Here is a 22,774-nt window from a genome sequence, read left to right as displayed (position 1 = left end):
GTTGTTGACGGTGGCCTGCATCTGCCTCTTCATCGGCGCAATGGGTAAATCGGCGCAGTTTCCGTTGCATGTCTGGCTGCCGGATTCGATGGAAGGTCCTACACCGATTTCCGCGCTGATTCACGCGGCAACCATGGTCACGGCAGGCATTTTCATGGTGGCCCGCATGTCGCCGCTGTTCGAACTGTCGGAGACTGCGCTGTCCTTCGTGCTGATCATCGGTTCGATCACCGCGCTGTTCATGGGCTTCCTCGGGATCATCCAGAACGATATCAAGAGGGTGGTCGCGTATTCAACGCTGTCGCAGCTCGGTTACATGACGGTCGCCCTCGGGGCATCCGCCTACTCGGTTGCGGTATTCCACCTGATGACGCACGCATTCTTCAAGGCGCTGCTGTTCCTCGGCGCCGGCGCGGTCATCATCGGCATGCACCATGATCAGGACATCCGCAATATGGGCGGCCTGCGCAAGTACATGCCGATTACCTGGATCACTTCGCTGCTGGGTTCGCTGGCATTGATCGGAACACCGTTCTTCTCCGGCTTCTACTCGAAGGACAGCATTATCGAGGCAGTCCATGAAACGCACATTGCCGGTGCCGGTTTTGCGAATTTCGCCGTGCTGGCGGGTGTGTTCGTGACTGCCTTTTATTCGTTCCGCATGTATTTCCTGGTATTCCACGGTGAAGAACGCTTTGGCAAGCCGCATCATGGTCACCAGGACCATGCGCACGATGAACATGCGGACGAGCACCATCACGGACTTGCTCCGGGCGAGAAGCCGCATGAGGCACCGTTGGTGGTCACATTGCCGCTGATTCTTCTGGCAATTCCGTCGGTGCTGATCGGCTTCTTCACTATCGGCCCGATGCTGCATGGCGACTTTTTCAACAACGTGATCTTTGTCAGCGATGCGCATCCGGCGATGAAGACCCTGTCAGAAGCGTTCCATGGCGCTGTCGCGATGGGCCTGCATGGCTTTATCACATGGCCTTTCGCACTGGCCTTCCTCGGCGTGCTGTCAGCCTATTACTGTTACATGGTCAATCCGCGGGTGCCGGCATGGTTCTACGCAAAGTTTCATGCAATTCATACCCTGCTGGACCAAAAGTACTATATGGACAGGATCAATGATTTCGTGTTTGCCGGCGGCGCCAGATTGCTGGGAGGCGGTCTGTGGAAAGTCGGCGACCGGGCATTGATCGACGGCCTGGTGGTGAATGGAAGCGCAAAATTGGTCGGATGGTTTTCGGGAGTGATCCGACGTTTCCAGTCCGGTTACATCTACCACTATGCATTTGTGATGATTCTCGGTGTGCTGGGTTTCCTGGTTTATTTCATGCCATTTCCGTCGTTTGCCAAATAAGTTGGCCAAGTAAAACAAAATACAACCATGATGCAGTCAACTTTTCCTTACCTTAGCCTCGCGATCTGGTTGCCGATCGCGTTCGGAGCATTTGTACTGGCATTCGGCCGTGATAATAATCCCGGCCTCGTGCGCACCGTTTCGCTCCTCGGATCGATCGTCAGTTTCCTGGTCACGCTGCCATTAATCACGCAGTTCGACAAGGCTGCGCATGGGATGCAGTTCGTCGAAAAAGCGGCGTGGATCGATCGCTTCAACATCAATTATTACCTTGGCGTTGACGGCATCTCGGTCTGGTTTGTGTTGCTGACCGCGTTCATCACCATCATCGTCGTCATCGCAGCCTGGGAAGTCATCGAGAAGCGGGTCTCCCAGTACATGGGCGCCTTCCTGATCCTGTCCGGTTTGATGGTGGGTGTTTTTTCCGCGTTGGATGGCTTGTTGTTCTATGTGTTTTTCGAAGCCACCCTGGTGCCGATGTTCATCATTATCGGTATCTGGGGCGGCGCGAACCGCGTCTACGCCGCAATCAAGTTCTTCCTTTACACGTTCTTCGGGTCGCTGCTGACACTGGTTGCCATTCTTTACCTCTACTTCAAGTCTGGCGGCAGTTTCGAAATCCTGGTCTGGCATCAGTTGCCCTTGCCGCTGAATGCGCAAATCCTGGTTTTCCTTGCCTTCTTCATGGCATTTGCCGTCAAGGTACCGATGTGGCCGGTGCACACCTGGCTTCCCGATGCCCACGTTGAGGCGCCGACCGGCGGCTCGGTGGTGCTGGCGGCAATCATGCTGAAGCTTGGCGCCTATGGATTCCTGCGCTTCTCGTTGCCGATCACGCCGGATGCCAGCCATTCGCTGGCCGGCTTCATCATTACCTTGTCATTGATCGCCGTCATCTACATTGGCTTGGTCGCACTGGTACAGGCTGACATGAAGAAGCTGGTGGCGTATTCGTCGATTGCACACATGGGTTTCGTCACACTCGGCTTTTTCGTCTTCAACGATATGGCAGTGCAGGGCGGTATCGTGCAGATGATTTCCCACGGCTTCGTTTCCGGCGCCATGTTCCTGTGCATCGGCGTGCTGTATGACCGCATGCACTCCCGGCAAATCGCCGACTACGGTGGCGTGGTGAACACAATGCCGAAATTTGCAGCCTTCTTCGTCCTGTTCTCGCTTGCGAATTGCGGTCTTCCGGCGACTTCCGGATTCGTTGGCGAATTCATGGTCATTCTCGGCGCGGTCAAGTTCAATTTCTGGATCGGTCTGCTCGCCGCGACCGCCCTGATTTTTGGTGCAGCGTATTCACTCTGGCTGGTCAAGCGAGTCGTATTCGGGACGATCGGCAATTCGCATGTCGCCGCGTTGACGGATCTGAACAAACGCGAATTCTTCATGCTCAGCGTTCTTGCTATTGCCGTGATCGCCATGGGTGTGTATCCGGCGCCGTTTACCGATGTCATGCAGACCTCGGTTTCCGATTTGCTCAAACATGTCGCTGTTTCGAAACTGAATTAAGGACTGGACCACGCGGCCTGAGACCGTATTGTCGAGCGCAACCTGGCAACTCCAAATGAATAACACGAATCTGATACCGCTCTATCCCGAGATTTTCCTCCTGATCGCAACATCGGCGATCCTTCTGATCGACATGTTCCTGTCGGACGCGAAGAGGAATATAACTTACGTGCTCTCGCTAGCGACGCTTGCGGTATGTACTGCACTGAGCCTCGCGGATTTCAACAGCGGAACCACGACGTACACCTTCTACAACATGTTCGTTTCGGATCCGATGTCGAACCTGTTGAAGGTGTTTTCCTACGTGGCCGTCGCGCTGACGCTGATCTATTCCAGGCAATACGGTACCGACCGCGGCATGCTCGGCGGTTCGCTCGGTGGCGAGTTTTATGTGTTGGCGCTTTTCTCCCTGCTCGGGCAGATGATCATGATTTCGGGAAATAACTTCCTGATCATCTACCTCGGTCTGGAATTGATGTCCCTGTCTACCTATGCCCTGGTTGCATTGCGTCGAAACAATCCGGGGTCGACGGAAGCTGCGATGAAGTATTTCATCCTTGGCGCGTTGTCCTCGGGTTTCCTGCTCTATGGTATTTCGATGCTGTACGGCGCGACCGGATCGCTCGACGTCATGGAAGTTGCCAAGGTCATCGCTTCAGGTACGGTGAACAAGACTGTCCTGGTGTTTGGTGTCGTTTTCGTTGTTGCCGGCCTGGCGTTCAAGCTCGGGGCAGTACCATTCCACATGTGGGTGCCGGACGTGTATCAGGGTGCGCCTACCTCGGTAACGCTGCTTCTGGGCGGTGCGCCCAAACTTGCCACCTTCGCGATTTGCATCCGGTTGCTGGTAGAGGGACTGCTGCCGCTGGCAGTGGATTGGCAGCAAATGCTTACCGTGCTCGCCGTACTCTCCATGGCGATCGGTAACATTACTGCGATCGCCCAGACGAACATCAAGCGAATGCTTGCCTATTCAACGATCGCCCAGATGGGCTTCATGTTGCTTGGTTTGCTGTCAGGCGTGGTGAACAATAACGTGTTCGCCGCCGCCAATGCCTACAGCTCCGCGATGTTCTATGCCATCGCCTATGTACTGACCACGCTTGCTGCGTTCGGCGTGATCATGCTGCTTGCACGGTCCGGCTTCGAGGCGGAGAACATCGACGACTTTAAAGGGCTGAACCAGCGCAGCCCGTGGTTCGCCTTTGTGATGCTGCTTCTGATGTTCTCGCTTACAGGCATCCCGCCGACCATCGGCTTCTACGCCAAGCTGTCGGTGCTGCAGGCAGTATTGGGAACCGGCCAGATCTGGCTGGCAATCGTGTCGGTAATGCTGTCGTTGATCGGCGCGTTCTACTATCTGCGCGTGGTGAAGGTGATGTACTTCGACGATGCCATCGACACCAGCCCGCTTGTTACCAATCGGGATATGAATGTCGCTCTCAGTCTGAACGGTATCGCGGTATTGGCCTTGGGTATCTTGCCCGGACCACTGATGGCGATGTGTGCGACAGCGATGGTTAAAACGTTGGCCGGCTGACCTGCAAGGCATACGACTTACGTGGATTCTTCATTTTCAAGCTGGTTGGTCATCCTGCTGGCCGTGGTCGCCGCCAACCTGCCGTTCTTTAACGAACGGCTGTTTGGCGTTATCCCCATGAGCAAACAGGCCAAGCCGTTATGGATGCGCCTGGTCGAACTTGCCGCACTTTACGGTTTGGTTGGTATCGTTGCTTATATGCTGGAAGCACGTATCGGCAACGTTTTCCCGCAACGCTGGGAATTCTATGCAATCACCATCTGCCTCTTCATCGTCCTGGCCTTTCCCGGCTTCGTCTTCCGCTATCTCAGCAAACGCCATAGTTGACGCAGCATCAATAGTGACGAATGAATGAAGGCTATCATTTCGTCTCAATTCAACTTCAAGGTTGTGGCATGGATCTTCACCTGAAAGAAACCCAGGTTGACAGCAAAGTCGTTTACGAAGGACATTTTCTTAAAATCCAGCGCGATACCATTCGCCTTCCCGACGGAAAAACCAGCCAGCGAGAGTTCATCCGTCATCCCGGCGCCGTGGTGATTTTGCCGGTGTTCGATGATGGATCGATCCTTCTGGAACGGCAATTTCGCTATCCGTTGAACCAAGTCTTCATCGAATATCCTGCTGGAAAAATAGATCCGAATGAAGCGTCTCTCGATTGTGCGAAACGCGAGCTTCAGGAGGAAACCGGCTACACCGCCACGGAATGGAAATTCGTCTGCACAATCCACAATGCCATTGCCTACTCGGACGAGCATCTGGACATTTTCCTGGCGCGCGGTCTGGTCGCTGGCCAGAACAAACTGGATGAAGGGGAGTTCCTTGAAACCTTCAAGGCCACTGTGCCGGACATGCTGTCATGGATCAGGGAGGGGAAAATTACCGATGTAAAAACCGTGATCGGTACTTTTTGGCTGGAAAAAATCCTGGCAGGGCAGTGGCAAGTCTGAATGCCGAGCCTGAGCAATTTAGCCACCCAACAAAAAAGCCGCTGATGCGGCTTTTTTGTTGGGTCGTTTCGATGTGCAACAAACACTACATGTTCGGATAGTTCGGCCCGCCGCCGCCTTCCGGCGTCACCCAAACGATGTTCTGGGTAGGATCCTTGATATCACAGGTTTTGCAGTGTACGCAGTTCTGTGCGTTGATCTGCAAGCGATCAGCCCCATTCTCCGCTTTCACATACTCATACACGCCGGCAGGACAGTAACGGGACTCCGGCCCGGCGTATTGCGCGAGATTCACATTGACCGGAACACTAGCGTCTTTGAGAGTCAGGTGCGCAGGCTGTTCTTCCGCATGGTTGGTGTTGGAGATGAAAACCGAAGACAGGCGATCAAACGTAAGCTTGTTATCCGGTTTCGGGTAAACGATCGGCTTGAATTCAGAAGCCGGCCGCAGGTACTCATGATCGGCCTTGGAACTGCGTAGAGTCCATGGCGCCTTGCCGCGGAAAATGAGCTGGTCGATGCCGGCCATCGCGGTGCCGACGTAGAATCCCTTGCCGAGCCACGGCTTGAAGTTGCGTGCGGTATAGAGTTCGTCGTACAACCAAGACTTTTCGAACGCAGCCGGGTAGGCGGACAGCTCATCGGAGGACCGGCCGGCACCCAGCGCATCGAATACCGCCTCTGCAGCCAGCATGCCGGTTTTGATGGCGGCGTGGCTGCCCTTGATGCGCGGCATGTTCAGGAAGCCTGCATCGCATCCGATTAGCGCACCGCCCGGGAAGACGAATTTTGGTAATGACTGCAAACCGCCCGCGGTAATCGCACGCGCACCATAGGAAATGCGCTTACCACCTTCAAAGAACTTGCGGATTTCCGGATGCGTCTTGTAGCGCTGGAACTCTTCAAATGGCGACAGGTAAGGGTTCTCGTAGGCTAGGCTGACGACGAAGCCGACCGCAACCTGATTGTTTTCCAGGTGGTAAAGGAAGGAGCCGCCCACCGTGTTCTTGTCCAGCGGCCATCCCGTGGTGTGCACCACCAGGCCAGGTCGATGCATCTTCGGATCGATTTCCCACAGCTCCTTGATCCCGATGTTGTAGGTCTGGGGTGCGCGGCCTTCATCCAGGTTGAACTTGCTGATAAGTTGCTTGCCGAGATGGCCGCGCGAACCTTCCGCGAAGAAAGTATATTTGGCGTGCAGTTCCATGCCGAGCTGGAATGCATCCGTCGGGTTGCCATGGCGGTCGATGCCCATGTTGCCTGTGGCAACGCCTTTCACCGAGCCATCGTCGTTATACAGAATTTCTGCTGCCGGGAAGCCTGGGAATATTTCCACGCCAAGTGCCTCCGCCTGCTGGCCCAGCCACCGGACGACGTTGGCAAGCGATATGACGTAATTGCCGTGGTTATGGAACGCCGCCGGTACGGCAAAATCCGGCATCTTGATCGCCTTGGTTTCGGTCAGCACATAGATTCGGTCCTCCGAAACCGGCATGTTCAACGGCGCACCCATTTCTTTCCAGTTGGGGAACAATTCGTTGATCGCGATTGGGTCCATGACGGCGCCGGACAGGATATGGGCACCGACCTCGCCGCCTTTTTCAAGGACACACACCGAGACGTCATTTCCTTTTTCGGCGGCGAGTTGTTTGAGACGGATGGCGGCTGACAAGCCTGCTGGTCCACCGCCCACGATGACGACGTCATACTCCATCGCTTCACGCGGACCGTATTGTTCTAGGATGCTCTGGTTATGGCTTTGCGTCATGGTCTCACCACCGTAAATGATATTATCGAACGAGTGTGCTAATTGTCGTGGATTTTGCTGGAGAATGCTAGTCCGGCATCTTTTTTGCTGCAGCATCTTTCAGCTTAAATGACGCTCACCAGCGCTTATCTCAAGCCGAATAGATGCATCATTCTAATCGTCCTGCATTCATGCAATCATAGCGCCTCGAAATGCCAAGTCCTTTGGACTTCTCAACCACCTCAAGGAGAACTGAAAGTATGGAGCTGAATTTTGACGGAAAAGTTGCTTTGGTCACCGGCGCATCCAGCGGCCTCGGCGCCCGATTCGCCAAGGTGCTGGCCGAAGCCGGTGCGCAGGTGGTTCTTGCATCGCGTCGCGTGGAGCGGTTGAAGGAACTGCGGGCCGAGATCGAATCCGGTGGTGGCGCGGCCCATGTAGTCACGCTCGATGTTACCGACTACGCCAGCATCAAGGCCGCAATTGCCCATGCCGAAACAGAAGCTGGACCGATCGACATTCTCGTCAACAACTCCGGTGTATCCACAACTCAACGCCTGGTCGATGTCACGCCCGAGGATTATGCGTTCGTGATGGATACCAACCAGCGCGGCGCATTCTTCGTGGCGCAGGAAACCGCAAAGCGCATGATCGCGCGTGCGAAAGGCGACCCGAAGAAGCAGCATCGCATCATCAATATCGCATCGGTCGCCGGACTGAAGGTGTTGCCCCAGATCGGCATCTACTGCATGAGCAAGGCTGCCGTGGTGCACATGACCAAATCGATGGCGGTGGAGTGGGGCAGGTACGGCATCAATGTCAATGCGATCTGCCCCGGCTACATCCGCACCGAAATCAACGACGAACACTTCAACAGCGAGCAGGGCCAGACTCTCATCAATATGCTGCCGCGCAAGCGCATTGGTACGCCGGAAGACCTCGATGGCTTGCTTCTGCTCCTGGCTTCGGAAGAATCCCGCTTCATCAATGGCGCGATCGTCACCGCAGACGACGGCATGAGCGCCCAATAACACCCGCACCTTGATTCATCAGGAGCTTTCAGGACTATGTCTGAGAAAAAACTAGTGCACACCATGCGCATGCCGATCCGCTGGGGCGACATGGATGCGATGGGGCACGTCAACAATACTGTCTACTTCCGCTACCTGGAATCCGCGCGCATCGAGTGGTTCACGCAAATCGGCTGCGATCCGGATCCGGCCGGTGAAGGGCCGGTTATCATCAATGCCCACTGCACCTTCATCAAGCAGCTGAAGTATCCGGGTGAGATCGAGGTACTCACCTACGTCGGACCACCTGGTCGCTCCAGTTTCGAAACGATCCAGGAAATTCGCCGGGTCGATCAGCCGGAGATACTGGCAGCGCAAGGAGGGGCAAAGGTGGTATGGGTGAACTTCCCCTCGGAAAAATCGACGCCGCTTCCGGACAATATCAAGGAATTGCTTGCCTGACGGGTTGCGCCGCTAGACCGTAACGCCGACCAGTCGATGCACCAGTTCGCTTGATGTGGCTGCATCGAATTTCCGCATCAGCTTCGCACGGTGCATTTCCACCGTGCGTGGACTGAGGCCGATCTGGCGTGCGATCAATTTGCTGGTTTTTCCTTCCACCAGCAATGCGGCGATTTCCCTCTCGCGCGGCGTCAGCTCGGCCGTTACCGGACGTTTAGCGCTCAAATCCTCGAATGTCCAGATGCCTGCCGCATGCGGGTCGTTATGGATCAATGCGCGTCCACTCACGTGGCACCAGAATAGCTCCTGGTTCGAGCGTTTCATGATGCGCTCGTCCGAATACACGCCTTTCGCGCTCATGATGGGCACGATGCGGGCACCGGTACGTTCGAATTCATCGATTGTTGGATACAGAACGCGGAATGATTGACCGGTAAGCTGTTCGGGCGAATAACCGAACATTGCCGCCAGTGCATTGTTGCAAGCATGGATCACCCGATGTTCGGACACGCACATGCCGACGGGCGCATGGAGAAAAATGGCTTCGTAATTGACTGAAATTGGTGCGCTCATGAAGTCGGCTGCGACCTGTTGGATAAAATTGGTATTTTTACGGTATTGTGCCGACTAGTCCATCATCATATGCTGGCGGGCAAGTTAGGCACCTTACAACAAAAGGGGTTGGTATGAACAAAGTTTATCCTGATGCGACCGCTGCGCTGGCCGACATCATCAAAGACGGCCAGACGATCGCGGTAGGCGGTTTCGGTCTGTGCGGCATTCCCGAAGCATTGATCGCCGCCCTGCGCGACTCCGGCGCAAAGAACCTGACCGCGATCTCCAACAACGCCGGCGTGGACGGTTTCGGGCTCGGGCAATTGCTGGCAACCAGGCAGATCAAGAAAATGATCGCTTCCTATGTCGGGGAAAACAAAGAGTTCGAACGCCAATACCTCGCAGGTGAACTTGAACTCGAGTTCACGCCGCAAGGCACATTGGCCGAAAAGCTCCGCGCCGGTGGCGCCGGCATCCCTGCATTCTTTACCAAGACCGGTGTGGGCACTATCGTCGCCGAAGGCAAAGAGGTCCGTGATTTTGACGGCCAACAGTACGTCATGGAACGGTCGCTGGTGGCCGACGTGTCCTTGGTCAAGGCGTACATGGCTGATAAGGCCGGCAACCTGGTGTTCCGCAAAACAGCCCGAAACTTCAATCCGAACGTGGCAATGGCCGGCAAGATTACCGTGGTCGAGGTCGAGAAGCTTGTGGAAGTCGGTGAAATCGATCCGGATGATGTACACACCCCCAGCATCTTCGTCCACCGCATCGTGGTCAACGCGACGCCGGAAAAGCGCATCGAACAACGCACCACGCGTGCAAAGTAAAGCGGAGAAAAACCATGGCATGGACTCGTGACGAAATGGCCGCCCGTGCGGCGAAGGAACTGCAGGACGGTTTCTATGTGAACCTCGGCATCGGCTTGCCGACGCTGGTGGCCAACTATGTGCCGAACGATATCGAAGTATGGCTGCAGTCGGAGAACGGACTGCTGGGCATCGGACCCTTCCCGACGGAGGAGGAAGTCGACCCCGACCTGATCAATGCCGGCAAGCAGACGGTCACCGCATTACGCGGATCATCCTTTTTCAGTTCGGCGGACTCGTTCGCCATGATCCGTGGCGGGAAAATCAACATCGCCATCCTGGGTGCAATGCAAGTCAGCGAAAAAGGCGACCTGGCCAACTGGATGATCCCCGGCAAGATGGTCAAGGGCATGGGCGGTGCAATGGACCTGGTAGCGGGTGTCGGTCGCGTGGTGGTTCTGATGGAACATGTGGCCAAGGCCAAGGACGGCTCCACCTCGCACAAGATCCTGAAGAATTGCGACCTGCCGCTTACCGGCGTCGGCGTCGTTAGCCGCATCATCACCGATCTCGGCGTAATTGACGTCACCCCGACTGGCTTGAAGCTGATCGAACTTGCGCCTGGTGTCACCAAAGACGAAGTGATCGAGAAGACTGCGGCAGAAATTGATGTCAGTTCAGCCCGGTAAGTGATTTTGCCGAGTTGGATGAAATAGGAAAAACGGCGCTTGATGCGCCGTTTTTCATTGCAGTATCGGGGTGCTTACTGGGCCACCCAGCCGCCATCCATGTTCCATGCCACGCCGCGTACCTGGCTTGCCGCATCGCTGGACAGGAATGCCGCCAATTCGCCCAATTGTTCCGGTGTAACGAATTCCCCTGATGGCTGCTTCTCCGCCAGCAACTGCTTCTTCGCTTCTTCATTCGACACGCCGTTTTGCGTTGCGCGTGCATCGACCTGCTTCTGCACCAGTGGTGTCAGCACCCATCCGGGGCAAATGGCATTGCAGGTGACGCCTGTCTGGGCGGTCTCCAGCGCGGTAACCTTGGTAAGCCCGACCAGTCCGTGCTTGGCCGCGACATACGCCGACTTCTGGGCGGAGCCCACAAGTCCGTGCACCGACGCGATATTGATGATGCGACCCCAGTTTCGCGATTTCATCGCTGGAAGCGCAAGGCGTGTGGTGTGAAACGCCGACGTCAGGTTGATCGCGATCACCGCATCCCATTTCTCCACGGGGAAGTCCTCGATGTTCGCAACATGCTGGATGCCCGCATTATTGACCAGGATGTCGACAGCACCGAATCGTTGGGCGGCAAATTGCATCATTTGCTCGATTTCGGACGCCTTTGACATGTCGGCGCTGTGATAGGCAGTCTCCACACCATGCTTGCTTTTGATGTCGGCTTGTATCGTTTCGATTTCCTTCGGATCGCCGAATCCATTCAAAACGATGTTTGCGCCGCGTTCGGCGAAGGTCTTGGCGATACCCAGGCCGATGCCTGACGTGGATCCGGTAATGAGTGCCGTCTTACCTTTAAGCATGGAGCCCTGCATGATGTCCTCTGAGATTGAAGTGGAGTGGCAATAAACTTAGTAGGATTTTAAGCGCAACGACCAGTAAAATGCGAGAACCGAAACTTGACATTAGATAAAAATGACCGAATTCCGCGTGGAAAGCGTCCAGTGCCTGTCTCCTGCCGGTTTGCACACCATGGCATACAAGGAGTGGGGAGATTCCCGCAACCCTAAAGTTTTGGTGTGTGTCCACGGCGTTACCCGTATATCGGATGATTTCGACAATCTGGCGCGGGAAATGTGCGGCGATTATCGGGTGGTTTGCCCGGATGTCGTCGGTCGCGGCCGCTCCGGTTGGCTCAAGGACCCGCAGCACTATCAGTTGCCGCAGTACGTAAGCGACATGGTGACCCTGCTGGCGCGATTGAACGCGGACACCGTGCACTGGTTTGGTACGTCAATGGGCGGGCTGATCGGCATGGGCCTGTCTTCGCTCCCGGACACCCCGGTACGGAAACTTATCCTGAACGATATCGGACCGACATTGAACCCTGCTGCGCTGACGCGTATCGGCGATTACCTGGGGCAGGATGTGCGATTCGATACCTTTGACGACGCTGTGCAATATATCCGCGATATATCGCTGCCTTTCGGGCCCCATACCGATCAGGAATGGGGCAAGCTCGCAGCCGACGTGCTGCGTCGGGATAAGGACGGGAAATGGATTCGCCATTACGACTTGCGGTTGTCAGTACCGTTTAAATCGGCGACGCCGGAAAGCGCCAAGATGGGCGAGGCGATGCTGTGGGCGGCATACGATGCGATCCGTTGTCCGACCCTACTGGTTCGAGGCGCCGAATCGGACCTGGTAACGCCGGAAGTTGCGCGCTCGATGTGCGAACGCGGGCCAAAAGCCAGATTGGTCGAAATCGCGGGAGTAGGCCATGCACCGACCTTCATGCACGCGGATCAAATCGCGATAGCAAAGCAGTTTTTACTTGCCGATTAGCCGATTACACCTATATCTGAAATCATGGACATCAAACGTTTTCATGTCGGGAAAAGACTTTCCGAAATGGCGGTGCATAACGGGACCGTGTACCTCGCCGGTCAGATTGCGGAGGATACGACGCAGAACATCGCGGGGCAGACGCGCGAGGTGCTCGGACATATCGATCGTCTCCTGGCAGAGGCGGGGAGCGACAAGAGCCGCATACTGATGTGTCAAATTTATCTCGCCGACCTCAAGGACTTTGCGGAGATGAATGCCGCATGGGACGAATGGGTGGCGGATGGAAACGCGCCGCCGCGGGCCACGGTGCAAGCGCAACTCGCCAAGCCGGAGTGGCTGGTGGAAATCGTTGTGACTGCGGCGCTTTAAACCGTTCAGGCAGATGGTATCTCTCGCCGCAGCGCAAAGCGAAACCCAGGTACAGCTCGTTTCCGGCCTGAGCGCCGAAGACGGCGCCCGGGTGCTGGCAGCGCTCGACTTCGTCAGGCCAATCTATACCGGCAAGCCTGTAGTCACAGGGCAGGACGCCTTCCTCTTCTCGCAAAGCGTCGCCACGGTGCTCGGGCAATTGAACGCCGATGTGGATACGCGTATTGCCGGCTTGCTCTTCGAGCTGCCGGTCATCGATTCCAAGGCCGCAGAAGGGCTGGAGCCGCTATTCGGCAAGGAGATCGTCGATTTGCTGACAGGCATTCGCCAGCTGATGCGATTGCACGAACAGACTTTCGGCCATCAGGAAAGTGCACGCGGGAAGAATTCTTCCCAGCACGCAGGCATGCAGCTGGAAACACTTCGCAAAATGCTGCTGGCGATGGCTTCCGATATGCGCGTGGTGTTGGTCAGGCTCGCCTCCCGCGTCACGACGCTACGCTATTTTGCCGACCTCAAACTGGAAAACAAAAAGACGCACGACTATGCGCGCGAGACACTTGACTTGTATGCCCCGTTAGCGAACCGGCTCGGTATCTGGCAACTGAAGTGGGAACTCGAAGATCTCGCTTTCCGGTTTCTCGAACCGGCAGCCTACAAGCGTATCGCCAAGATGCTCGAGGAAAAGCGCATCGAGCGCGAAGGCTTCGTCGAGGCCGCCATTGCCCGCCTGCGGTCTGAATTGTCGGCGGCCGGGATCAAGGCTGAAGTATTCGGCAGGCCCAAGCATATCTATAGCATCTGGAACAAGATGCGCGGCAAATCGCTCGATTTTTCCGAGCTCTACGACGTGCGGGCGTTTCGTGTGATCGTCGATGACATCAAGACCTGCTACACGGTACTCGGGCTGGTGCACAACATCTGGGCGCCGATTCCACAGGAATTCGACGATTACATCGCCCGGCCGAAACAGAACGGCTACCGATCGTTGCATACGGTCGTGGTGGCAGAGGACGGCCGGGCGCTGGAAGTGCAGATCCGGACCCAGGAAATGCATCGTTTTGCAGAGTACGGCGTTGCTGCGCATTGGCGCTACAAGGAATCTGGCGGGTCAAATTTTTCGGCACAGAAGTACGACGAAAAAATTGCCTGGCTCCGCCAGCTACTCGCGTGGAAATCCGAGGTTGCGGATGCGGTGGTCGGGCAGGAGGACATGCAACGCGAATGGGTGGAAAAGCTGAAATCCGCCGCGCTCGATGACCGCATCTACGTGTTGACGCCGCAGGCGCGGGTGATCGAATTGCCGAATGGTGCGACGCCTATCGATTTTGCGTATCACCTTCATACCGACCTCGGCCATCGCTGCCGCGGGGCGCGTGTTGACGGGATGATGGTGCCACTCAATACGCCTCTCAAGAATGGACAGACGGTCGAGATCATATCCGCAAGAGGTGGTGCAGCCCACGCAATCGGTCCGTCGAGGGACTGGCTTGGTTCGGGCTATGTGGCCAGTCCGCGTACCCGCGCCAAGGTCCGGGCATGGTTCAATGCGATCGAGCAGCAGGAAACGCTGGCGCATGGGCGCGCGCTGGTGGAAAAGACATTGCAGAGGGAAGGCAAAACGGCGGTCAATCATGAAGAACTGGCACACAAGCTGGGCTTCGCAAAGGTCGACGACTTATTCCTGTCGGTAGGCAAGGACGAGTTCAGCCTCAGGCATATCGAACTGGCGCTGCATGCAGACGACGTACACAAGCAAGCGGCGAAGGGGACACAGGCCGATGACGAAGTCATTCCCAACAAGAGTAAGGCTTCGAGCGTTACCCAAGGCGGGAAATCCGGCGTGCTCGTCGTCGGAACGGACGGCTTGCTGACCCAGCTTGCGCGATGCTGCAAACCGGCACCGCCGGACGATATCGTGGGCTTCATTACCCGCGGTAAAGGCGTGTCGATCCATCGGGCGAGTTGCAAGAACCTCGCGCAGATGCGTACCAAGGCTGTCGAACGCGTCATTCATACGACCTGGGGCGAACCGGGGCGTGAAACAGTGTATCCGGTGGATATTTTTATTCTTGCAAGCGATCGTCAGGGGTTGCTGCGCGATATTACCGAAATCTTTTCACGCGAGAAAATCAACGTCATCGGGGTCAGCACGCAGAGTGCGAAGGGACAGGCGCGCATGGCATTCACCGCAGAGATCGCCTCCACAGCGCAATTACAGAAGGCGCTGATGATTATCCGGGACGTCACGGGTGTGATGGAAGTGAAACGGCAGTAGTCACTGTTTCTTCTCGGAGGCAGGGACCTCGGCCTGCACCGTGATATGGTCGATCCCATGCTTCTCTAGAAGCATTGTTTTGATGTCGTGCAGTACGGCTGGCCATTCCTGGAGTTCACGTATCTCGACATGCCCGATCAGCGCAGGCTGGCCGGGCGTCATTTCCCAAACATGCAGATCGTGAACGGACAACACGCCTTTGACGGCGGCGAGGTCCGCCCCAACCTGCAAATAATCGATATGCTCCGGCACTCCTTTCATCAGGAAGTGGTAGGACTGCCGCAATACCTGGAACGTCGATCGCAGGATCAGCAGGGAAACGAAGACCGACAGCAACGGATCGATCGGCATCCATCCTGTGAAATAAATGACGGCGCCGGCAATCAATGCGGCAAGCGACCCAAGCAAGTCGCCCATCACATGCACGAGCGCAGCCCTGGTATTCACACTGTCCTTGTCATGTGACAGCAACCATGCGACGACCAGGTTGATGACAAGGCCGATCGATGCCACCATCAACACCGCTTCGCCTTGGACTGCTGAAGGATTTGAAAAACGCTTTGCTGCTTCGATGCCAATCCACGCCACCACGGCGAGCATGGCAAGTCCATTGATGAATGCCGCGAGCGCCTCTACGCGCCCAAAGCCAAACGATTTGGTGGCGGATGGAGGTCGTTTCGCAATGATTTGCGCGAGAAGTGCAAGGCCGAGGGCGGTGGAATCTGTTGCCATGTGGCCGGCATCCGAGACGAGGGCGAGGGAGTTCGACCATAAGCCGGCGATCAACTCGACGACCGCGAATCCCATGGTGAGCGCCAGTGACCAGCCGAGAACACGGGGATCGCGCCCTTCGATGAAGTGACCATGGGATGAGTCGCCTGCACGGTGTGCATGCAGGTGCGTTGAGGAGGGTGGCCCTGACTTCATGTGCATAAGATGAATGTGGGAAGCATATTCGTTGTCATCGGCGTGCGTCGAACCGTGATTTGCTACCATGCCCCAAAGATTCACTTGGGCAGTGCAAGGCAAGTCAGGGTTATCGCTTGCTTTGAACCTGCTGCGGACGAAACGTTGCAGTCCGATCATTCACACACCTTCCCGGATATAACATGCCAAAGTTTGCTGCCAACCTTTCGATGATGTATCAGGAAATCGACTTCATGGATCGTTTCGCCGCTGCGGCTGCAGACGGTTTCAGTGCGGTGGAGTTTTTATTTCCTTATGGCTACGTCGATGTAGATATTAAATCACGGCTCGCTGACGCAGGTCTTGCGCAGATTTTGTTTAACTGCCCACCGGGAGACTGGAATGTCGGAGAGCGTGGAATGGCTTCGATCCCTGGCCGCGAAGACGAATTCAAGCGCAGTATCGACTGTGCGCTCGGCTATGCCCAGGTGCTCGGCAACAAAAGGCTTCATGTCATGGCCGGGATCATTTTGCCGGAACAGGATCGCGCCCGCCATCGCGCCGTGTATCTGCAAAACCTTTCGTATGCCGCGCGGCAGGCCGCCGCGCACGGAATAACGATGTTGATCGAGCCGATCAATTCACGCGACATACCGGGATATTTCCTGAATTATCAAAGCGAGGCCCATGAAATTTGCGAGGAAGTCGGTGCGGCAAATCTGAAGGTGCAATTCGATATGTATCACTGCCAGATCATGGAAGGCGATGTCACGACAAGATTGCGCCGTCACATCGCAGGCATCGGGCATATGCAGATTGCCGGCGTGCCGGACCGGCATGAGCCTGATCTCGGGGAGCTGCATTATCCCTATCTATTCCAGCAGATCGACGACTTGGAATATGATGGCTGGATAGGGTGCGAATACCGGCCAAAAGGCGGTACTTCCGAAGGGTTGGACTGGCTGCGTCCATGGATTGGCAAGAAGCACTAGCGGATTAATTAATTTGCCGCTATAATTTCGCTTCTTTAGGCTCGTAGCTCAGCTGGTTAGAGCACTACCTTGACATGGTAGGGGTCGTTGGTTCGAGTCCAATCGAGCCTACCAACGAAATCAGTACCACATTTGTAAGAGTGAGAAAGGCAATCCCGGTTATGACACCGCGAACTACAACCGTTAAGGTTTGTGAGCGACGCTAGTCGGGATCTTTTTCGCTGGTACAAATTGAAAAAGCGCGGCTAGTCCGCGTTTTTTTTTCGTCCGCGTTTTTTGATAATTTTTCTAGCGTCCGATGCAACTTGCGTATCGGCATGGAGTGCAAAATGGTTTCAGTCCGACTTCCAGATGGTTCGCAACGTCAATTCGACGCACCGGTTACGGTTGGCCAGGTCGCTGCCAGCATCGGCGCAGGCCTTGCCAAGGCTGCCCTCGCCGGCAAAGTCGACGGCAAGCTGGTCGATACCTCTTATCTGATCGATCGGGATGCCGATCTTGCGATCGTCACCGACAAGGACCCCGACGGACTGGATGTAATCAGGCACTCGACCGCTCACCTGCTTGCCTATGCAGTCAAGGAATTGTTCCCGGATGCGCAGGTAACCATCGGGCCGGTAATTGAAAATGGCTTCTACTACGATTTCTCATACAAGCGTCCATTCACTCCTGAAGACCTGCAGGCCATCGAAAAGAAAATGCTGGAACTGGCGAAAAAGGACGAGCCGGTGAGCCGCAAGGTATTGCCTCGCGACGAGGCGGTATCGTATTTCAAGTCGATCGGCGAAGCCTACAAGGCGGAAATCATTTCTTCCATACCGCAGGGCGAGGATGTTTCCCTGTATTCGGAAGGTGGGTTCACCGATTTGTGCCGTGGACCTCACGTGCCGTCGACCGGCAAGTTGAAGGTATTCAAGCTGATGAAGCTTGCCGGCGCTTACTGGCGCGGCGATTCCAAGAATGAAATGCTGCAGCGCATTTATGGAACGGCCTGGGCAAAGAAGGAAGACCAGGAAGCCTATTTGCACATGCTGGAAGAGGCTGAGAAACGTGATCACCGCAAACTTGGCAAGTCGCTTGATCTGTTCCATTTCCAGGATGAGGCGCCTGGCCTGGTTTTCTGGCACCCGAAAGGTTGGACCGTCTGGCAGCAGGTCGAACAGTATATGCGGCAAGTCTATCGCGAGAGCGGCTATCAGGAAGTGAAGGCGCCGCAGATTCTAGACCGTACCTTGTGGGAAAAAACCGGGCACTGGGAAAACTATCGCGAAAACATGTTTGTAACGGAGTCGGAAAACCGCAATTACGCGTTGAAGCCGATGAACTGCCCGGGGCATGTTCAAATTTACAATGCCGGCATGCGCAGCTATCGCGATCTTCCTCTGCGGTACGGCGAGTTCGGTCAATGCCATCGCAACGAACCGTCAGGTGCGCTGCACGGCATCATGCGGGTAAGAGGCTTCACTCAGGATGACGGACATATCTTCTGTACCGAACAGCAGATCCAGGAAGAAGTAAAAGCGTTCCATCAGCAGGCGATGCAGGTCTACAAGGATTTCGGCTTCTCGGAAATCTCGATCAAGATCGCACTTCGTCCCGAAAACCGTATCGGGTCGGACGAGACTTGGGACGAGGCTGAGGATACGCTGCGTGCGGCGCTTCGGGTGTGTGACGTCTCATGGGAAGAGTTGCCGGGTGAGGGGGCTTTCTATGGTCCGAAGATTGAATACCATCTGAAAGATTCGCTTGGACGGCCTTGGCAAGTCGGTACCATGCAAGTTGATTTTTCCATGCCCGGACGCCTGGGCGCGGAATATGTTGCAGACGATAACAGTCGTAAAGTCCCTGTAATGCTGCACCGGGCGATTGTTGGTTCCATGGAGCGCTTCGTCGGCATCCTGATCGAAAACCATGCTGGTGCATTGCCTCTATGGCTGGCGCCAGTGCAGATTGCAATTCTGAACATTTCCGAGGCACAGGCCGAATATGCGCAAAAGGTGGCGCAAAACCTGAAAAAACAAGGGTTTAGAGTCCATCTCGATTTGCGTAACGAGAAAATAACCTATAAAATACGCGAGCATTCGGTTCAAAAGCTGCCTTATATCGTCGTCATCGGCGACAAGGAGCGGGATGCAAACACAGTGGCCGTGCGTGCGCGGGGCAACGTCGATCTGGGTGTCATGCCCTTCGACGCATTGGTGGAACGCCTGAATAAAGAGGTGGAAACCAAAGCCTGAAGGGGAGACCCGAAGCGCTAGAGCACGGCTTAGTTATTTGACTTTAAAAGGAAACTGCAATAGCTACTGACAAGTCGCATCGCATCAACGGTGAAATCACTGCGCCCGAAGTACGCCTCTCCGGTGTGGACAACGAACCCATAGGCATCGTAAGTCTGGCCGAAGCGTTTCGCATGGCTGAGGAAAAGAACGTCGATCTGGTGGAGATTGCGCCAACCGCGCAACCCCCGGTCTGCCGCCTGATGGACTACGGCAAGTTCAAGTACCAGGAACAGAAAAAGGCCCACGAAGCCAAGCTGAAGCAGAAGGTGATACAGGTCAAGGAAGTCAAGTTCCGCCCTGGTACCGATGAAGGCGATTACAACATCAAACTGCGCAACCTGATTAAATTCCTGGACGAGGGTGACAAGACAAAAATCACCTTGCGTTTTCGTGGCCGTGAGATGGCGCACCAGGATATCGGCATGCGCATGCTCGAACGCTTGAGGGGAGACTTGGACGTCTATGGACAGGTCGAACAGTTTCCCAAGATGGAGGGCCGTCAGATGGTGATGGTGATCGCCCCGAAGAAGAAGAAATAACAGTCGTCACAAGAATTCAGAATTTGCGCTGCTTGTTTCTAAGCAGGCGGCGCAGTATGCAGCGAACTCGATTTCGACTGCACAACAAGTGAGAGCAGGCATCCAAGCGCAACGAAGTGTTGCCACCTGCAATCATGTTAAAACTGGAGCTGTCCTGAGGACAGATATTGCTATGCCTAAAATGAAGACGAAAAGCAGCGCCAAGAAGCGCTTTCGCGTACGTCCGGGCGGCACCGTCAAGCGCGGTCAAGCCTTCAAGCGTCACATCCTGACCAAGAAAACCACGAAAACCAAACGCCAGTTGCGTGGCTCGGTAGATGTCCATGATACAAACATGGTATCTGTCCGCGCGATGATGCCGTTCGCTTAACCTCACACGATATAAGGAGTTACTATGCCTAGAGTCAAACGTGGGGTCACAGCACGGGCCCGTCATAAAAAAGTTCTCGATCAAGCCAAAGGCTATCGTGGCCGTCGCAGTACCGTCTACCGCATCGCCAAGCAGGCGGTCATGCGCGCCGGTCAATATGCATACCGCGATCGTCGTAACAAAAAGCGCGTATTCCGCGCACTGTGGATCACGCGTATCAATGCCGCATCACGCGAGCATGGTGTCACATACAGCGTGTTCATGAATGGCTTGAAGAAGGCCAATATCGAACTCGACCGCAAGGTTCTGGCTGATATGGCTGTGATGGACAAGCCGGCATTTGCCGCGATTGTCAATCAGGTGAAGGCCAACATCGCCGCTTAAGGTCTGATCGTATGCGTGCCGCCCTTCGGGGTGGCGCACACCCGGCGGGGCAAAGGTCTTGACCTATGCCCCGTTTTATTTTCGGCTTCTCATCGACTGCATGAACTCCCTAGAACAACTCGTCCTTCAGGCAAAGACCGATTTTGCCGCCGCCGCCGATGCGGCATCGCTGGAAAACGCGAAAGCGAAATATCTTGGCAAGACTGGACAAATCACCGAGCAGATGAAAGGTCTTGGCAAGCTCTCGCCCGACGAGCGAAAAGCGCAGGGCGCGATCATCAATGTCGCCAAGGAGCAAATCGAGGCGGCGCTGAATGCCCGTCGCGACGCTCTCGCAGATGCGCAAATGCAGGCGCGGCTGAATGCGGAGGCAATTGACATTACGCTGCCGGGACGCGGCCGTGGCATGGGCGGGATTCACCCGGTGATGCGTTCGTGGGAGCGCGTGGAACAGATTTTCGGGTCGATCGGCTTCGATGTCGCCGATGGTCCGGAAATTGAAACGGACTGGACAAATTTCACCGCACTGAACAGCCCCGAAAACCATCCTGCGCGGTCGATGCAGGATACTTTTTACGTCGAAGGCAAGGACAGCCAGGGCAAGCAACTGCTGTTGCGCACGCATACCAGTCCGATGCAGGTGCGCTATGCACGGATGAACAAGCCGCCCATCAAGGTGATTGCACCGGGCCGTACATACCGCGTCGACAGCGATGCCACGCATTCACCGATGTTTCATCAGGTAGAAGGATTGTGGATTGCGGAAGACATCAGCTTCGCTGACCTCAAGGGCGTGTACCTGAATTTCGTCAAGACGTTCTTCGAAACGGACGACTTGCAGGTTCGTTTTCGTCCCTCCTATTTTCCCTTCACCGAGCCATCAGCCGAAATTGATATCGCTTTCGGCAGCGGTCCGTTGAAAGGCCGCTGGCTTGAAGTGTCCGGCGCAGGGCAGGTTCATCCGGCCGTGGTACGCAACATGGGCCTCGACCCGGAGCAATATATCGGTTTCGCTTTCGGCTCCGGGCTGGAGCGTTTGACGATGCTGCGCTATGGCATCAACGATTTGCGCCTGTTCTATGAAGGCGACCTCCGTTTCCTGAAGCAATTCGCCTAACCATTTCGTAAGTCTCCCTGCAAAGGGAGGAACCCCGTCTGAATCTGAAGGTTTCACTATGCAATTCTCCGAGAACTGGCTCCGCACTCTGGTTGATCCGAAAATGACGTCCGACGAGTTGTCACACCTGCTGACCATGTCGGGACTGGAAGTGGAAGAGGTCGAGCCGGTGGCGCCGCCGTTTTCGAATGTGGTTGTTGGCAAAGTGGTGGAGGTTGCAAAACATCCGAATGCCGATCGCCTGAATGTATGCCAAGTCGATGCAGGCACGGGAACGCTGCTCAATATCGTTTGTGGCGCACCAAACGTCCGTGCAGGCATGAAAGTGCCCTGTGCGATGGCCGGCGCGAAACTTCCCCCAGGTGACGATGGCAAACCGTTCGAAATCAAGGTCGGCCAGTTGCGCGGCGTCGAGTCGCAGGGCATGCTGTGCTCGGCGCGTGAGTTGAAGCTGTCCGAAGACTATGGCGGCTTGCTCGAATTGCCGGATGACGCGCCGGTAGGCCAGAATTTTCGCGACTACTATCAGCTCAACGATCTGAAGTTCACTATCAAGCTGACGCCGAACAAAGCTGATTGCCTGTCAGTACTGGGAGTCGCGCGGGAAGTGTCTGCGCTTACCGGTGCCGCACTCAAGCCGCCCGGATTTCAGCCGGTGCCGGTCACGACCGAGGAAAAGCTGCCGGTGAAAGTGTCGGCGCCCGACTTGTGCGGCCGGTTTTCGGGACGCGTCATCCGCGGCCTGAATGCGAGAGCCAGCACTCCCGATTGGATGAAGCGCCGGCTTGAACGCAGTGGCCAGCGTCCGATTTCGGCTCTGGTCGATATTTCGAATTACGTGATGCTCGAGCTGGGGCGTCCGAGTCATGTGTTCGATCTGGACAAAATCCACGGCGGTCTTGATGTGCGCTGGGGAAAAAAAGGCGAGTCCCTGAAATTATTGAATGGCAACACGGTTGATGTCGACGATTGGGTTGGCGTCATTGCCGACGAGCGCGAAATCGAATCGCTGGCAGGCATCATGGGCGGGGATTCCACTGCGGTATCGCTCG

General features: G+C 55.6%; 23 protein-coding genes and 1 tRNA gene. 20 read left to right on the top strand and 4 right to left on the bottom strand.

Features of this window, described 5'->3' with window-relative positions; translation table 11 throughout:
* The 5 genes from V7080_RS09080 to V7080_RS09060 all read left to right on the top strand — a co-directional run.
* A partial coding sequence (locus V7080_RS09080) for an NADH-quinone oxidoreductase subunit L (protein ID WP_334188070.1) occupies nt 1-1,366 on the top strand: 1,366 nt, incomplete at its 5' end.
* Nucleotides 1,367-1,393: 27 nt separating this feature from the next.
* Nucleotides 1,394-2,884, top strand: coding sequence for an NADH-quinone oxidoreductase subunit M (locus tag V7080_RS09075; protein WP_334188069.1), 1,491 nt, complete (start codon nt 1,394-1,396; stop codon nt 2,882-2,884).
* A 55-nt stretch (nt 2,885-2,939) separates the two neighbouring features.
* A complete protein-coding gene (nuoN, locus tag V7080_RS09070; RefSeq protein WP_334188068.1) occupies nt 2,940-4,424 on the top strand; it encodes an NADH-quinone oxidoreductase subunit NuoN in 1,485 nt (494 codons plus the stop codon).
* A gap of 21 nt (nt 4,425-4,445) precedes the next feature.
* Nucleotides 4,446-4,751 (top strand): DUF2818 family protein, encoded by a 306-nt coding sequence (locus V7080_RS09065; RefSeq protein WP_334188067.1) that lies wholly within the window; start codon nt 4,446-4,448, stop codon nt 4,749-4,751.
* Nucleotides 4,752-4,819: 68 nt separating this feature from the next.
* Nucleotides 4,820-5,374 (top strand): NUDIX hydrolase, encoded by a 555-nt coding sequence (locus tag V7080_RS09060; RefSeq protein ID WP_334188073.1) that lies wholly within the window; start codon nt 4,820-4,822, stop codon nt 5,372-5,374.
* A gap of 85 nt (nt 5,375-5,459) precedes the next feature.
* On the opposite strand, the gene V7080_RS09055 is transcribed toward V7080_RS09060, so the two are convergent.
* The gene (locus V7080_RS09055; RefSeq protein ID WP_334188066.1) at nt 5,460-7,142 is read right to left on the bottom strand and encodes an electron transfer flavoprotein-ubiquinone oxidoreductase; all 1,683 of its coding nucleotides are present in this window, start codon (nt 7,140-7,142) and stop codon (nt 5,460-5,462) included.
* Nucleotides 7,143-7,381: 239 nt separating this feature from the next.
* On the opposite strand from V7080_RS09055, the gene V7080_RS09050 reads away from it, so the two are divergent.
* On the top strand, nt 7,382-8,152 hold the full coding sequence (locus tag V7080_RS09050) for an SDR family oxidoreductase (protein WP_334188065.1): 771 nt from the start codon (nt 7,382-7,384) through the stop codon (nt 8,150-8,152).
* Between the two features lie 36 nt (nt 8,153-8,188).
* Nucleotides 8,189-8,593, top strand: a complete 405-nt coding sequence (locus tag V7080_RS09045) for an acyl-CoA thioesterase (RefSeq protein ID WP_334188064.1) — start codon at nt 8,189-8,191, stop codon at nt 8,591-8,593.
* Nucleotides 8,594-8,605: 12 nt separating this feature from the next.
* Here the strand turns inward: V7080_RS09045 and V7080_RS09040 are convergent, their stop codons facing one another.
* On the bottom strand, nt 8,606-9,166 hold the full coding sequence (locus tag V7080_RS09040) for a PAS and helix-turn-helix domain-containing protein (RefSeq protein ID WP_334188063.1): 561 nt from the start codon (nt 9,164-9,166) through the stop codon (nt 8,606-8,608).
* 113 nt (nt 9,167-9,279) lie between these two features.
* On the opposite strand from V7080_RS09040, the gene V7080_RS09035 reads away from it, so the two are divergent.
* Nucleotides 9,280-9,978 carry a CoA transferase subunit A gene (locus V7080_RS09035; RefSeq protein ID WP_334188062.1) on the top strand — a complete coding sequence of 233 codons (699 nt, stop codon included), beginning with the start codon at nt 9,280-9,282 and terminating at the stop codon, nt 9,976-9,978.
* 14 nt (nt 9,979-9,992) lie between these two features.
* Nucleotides 9,993-10,646 carry a 3-oxoacid CoA-transferase subunit B gene (locus V7080_RS09030; RefSeq protein ID WP_334188061.1) on the top strand — a complete coding sequence of 218 codons (654 nt, stop codon included), beginning with the start codon at nt 9,993-9,995 and terminating at the stop codon, nt 10,644-10,646.
* 74 nt (nt 10,647-10,720) lie between these two features.
* Here the strand turns inward: V7080_RS09030 and V7080_RS09025 are convergent, their stop codons facing one another.
* Nucleotides 10,721-11,515: a 3-hydroxybutyrate dehydrogenase gene (locus V7080_RS09025; RefSeq protein ID WP_334188060.1), complete on the bottom strand. Its 795-nt coding sequence runs from the start codon at nt 11,513-11,515 to the stop codon at nt 10,721-10,723.
* 100 nt (nt 11,516-11,615) lie between these two features.
* Here V7080_RS09025 and V7080_RS09020 point away from each other — a divergent pair, with 100 nt between their 5' ends.
* Genes V7080_RS09020 through V7080_RS09010 form a run of 3 tightly spaced genes read left to right on the top strand, consistent with a single transcriptional unit; the run spans nt 11,616 to nt 15,135 of the window.
* Nucleotides 11,616-12,485, top strand: a complete 870-nt coding sequence (locus tag V7080_RS09020; RefSeq protein WP_334188059.1) for an alpha/beta fold hydrolase — start codon at nt 11,616-11,618, stop codon at nt 12,483-12,485.
* A 24-nt stretch (nt 12,486-12,509) separates the two neighbouring features.
* The gene (locus tag V7080_RS09015; RefSeq protein ID WP_334188058.1) at nt 12,510-12,857 is read left to right on the top strand and encodes a RidA family protein; all 348 of its coding nucleotides are present in this window, start codon (nt 12,510-12,512) and stop codon (nt 12,855-12,857) included.
* A gap of 13 nt (nt 12,858-12,870) precedes the next feature.
* Nucleotides 12,871-15,135, top strand: a complete 2,265-nt coding sequence (locus V7080_RS09010) for a RelA/SpoT family protein (protein ID WP_334188057.1) — start codon at nt 12,871-12,873, stop codon at nt 15,133-15,135.
* On the opposite strand, the gene V7080_RS09005 is transcribed toward V7080_RS09010, so the two are convergent.
* Entirely contained in the window at nt 15,136-16,062 is a 927-nt protein-coding gene (locus V7080_RS09005) for a cation diffusion facilitator family transporter (RefSeq protein ID WP_334188072.1), read from the bottom strand.
* 182 nt (nt 16,063-16,244) lie between these two features.
* Here V7080_RS09005 and otnI point away from each other — a divergent pair, with 182 nt between their 5' ends.
* The 8 genes from otnI to ytpR form a co-directional block, all read left to right on the top strand.
* Entirely contained in the window at nt 16,245-17,033 is a 789-nt protein-coding gene (gene otnI, locus V7080_RS09000) for a 2-oxo-tetronate isomerase (protein ID WP_334188056.1), read from the top strand.
* A 37-nt stretch (nt 17,034-17,070) separates the two neighbouring features.
* Nucleotides 17,071-17,147, top strand: a tRNA-Val gene (locus V7080_RS08995).
* A gap of 215 nt (nt 17,148-17,362) precedes the next feature.
* Nucleotides 17,363-19,270, top strand: a complete 1,908-nt coding sequence (gene thrS / locus V7080_RS08990) for a threonine--tRNA ligase (RefSeq protein ID WP_334188055.1) — start codon at nt 17,363-17,365, stop codon at nt 19,268-19,270.
* Between the two features lie 59 nt (nt 19,271-19,329).
* Entirely contained in the window at nt 19,330-19,851 is a 522-nt protein-coding gene (infC, locus tag V7080_RS08985) for a translation initiation factor IF-3 (RefSeq protein WP_334188071.1), read from the top strand.
* A gap of 172 nt (nt 19,852-20,023) precedes the next feature.
* A complete protein-coding gene (gene rpmI, locus V7080_RS08980; RefSeq protein WP_326857180.1) occupies nt 20,024-20,221 on the top strand; it encodes a 50S ribosomal protein L35 in 198 nt (65 codons plus the stop codon).
* A gap of 24 nt (nt 20,222-20,245) precedes the next feature.
* Nucleotides 20,246-20,605 carry a 50S ribosomal protein L20 gene (gene rplT, locus V7080_RS08975; RefSeq protein ID WP_057291604.1) on the top strand — a complete coding sequence of 120 codons (360 nt, stop codon included), beginning with the start codon at nt 20,246-20,248 and terminating at the stop codon, nt 20,603-20,605.
* Between the two features lie 100 nt (nt 20,606-20,705).
* Nucleotides 20,706-21,722 (top strand): phenylalanine--tRNA ligase subunit alpha, encoded by a 1,017-nt coding sequence (gene pheS / locus V7080_RS08970; RefSeq protein WP_334188054.1) that lies wholly within the window; start codon nt 20,706-20,708, stop codon nt 21,720-21,722.
* A 58-nt stretch (nt 21,723-21,780) separates the two neighbouring features.
* On the top strand, nt 21,781-22,774 hold a 994-nt coding region (gene ytpR / locus V7080_RS08965), incomplete at its 3' end, for a YtpR family tRNA-binding protein (protein ID WP_334188053.1).

Source organism: Noviherbaspirillum sp. (genome assembly GCF_036846085.1).
Lineage (GTDB): Bacteria > Pseudomonadota > Gammaproteobacteria > Burkholderiales > Burkholderiaceae_D > Noviherbaspirillum.
Note: the sequence above shows the minus strand (reverse complement) of the source record. Positions and strands in the feature narration are given on the sequence as shown.